The organism is Mesorhizobium sp. M1A.F.Ca.IN.020.06.1.1, assembly GCF_004023265.1.
Classification (GTDB): Bacteria; Pseudomonadota; Alphaproteobacteria; order Rhizobiales; family Rhizobiaceae; genus Mesorhizobium.
On record NZ_RZSR01001590.1, the window covers coordinates 1 to 712 of the forward strand.

The following is a 712-nucleotide window of genomic DNA, read 5'->3' on the forward strand; positions in this document are numbered from 1 at the left end:
CCTGGTTTTCGACCCCTCGCTTCCCGGCCCAGAGCACCGCCGTATCGTCGGCACCTATCGCCTGCTGCGGCAGGAGATCGCCACCGCGGCGGGCGGCTTCTACTCCGAGGGCGAGTTCGAGCTGACCAAGCTGGTGGCGCGCCATCCGGGCCAACGCTTCCTGGAACTCGGGCGCTCCTGCGTGCTGCCGGAATACCGCTCCAAGCGCACCATCGAGGCGCTCTGGCAAGGCATCTGGGCCTATATCAACCACTATGGCATCGGCGTGATGACCGGCTGCGCCTCCTTCCACGGCACCGTGCCGGCGGCGCATGCGGAGGCGCTTACCTATCTCGCCCATCACTGCCGCACCGACCAGGCCTGGGATGTCCGGGCGGTGGCCGGCCGCTACTGCTCGATGGACTTGATGCCGATCGAGGCGGTCAATGCCAAGGCCGCGATCGCCGCCATGCCGCCGCTCGTCAAAGGCTATCTGCGTGTCGGCGCCCGCATCGGCGACGGCTGCGTCATCGACCACGAATTCTCGACCGTCGACATTTTCGTCGTCATGCCGGTCAAGGAGATCGGCGCCCGCTACGTCAACTACTATGGCGGCGAAGGCCAGCGTTTCGCGGCGTGAGTCTGGCGAATAGCGAATAGCGAATAGCGAATAGCGAAGGAACTAACGATAGTAGGCTGACTACAACAGCCCTATTCGCTACTCTCTATTCGC

1 protein-coding gene is annotated in these 712 nt (G+C 64.2%); it reads left to right on the plus strand.

The genetic code is table 11. From position 1 onward, the window contains the following. On the plus strand, window positions 1-619 hold a 619-nt coding region (locus EOA60_RS35735; protein WP_128312767.1), incomplete at its 5' end, for a GNAT family N-acyltransferase. Window positions 620-712 lie beyond the last annotated feature (93 nt).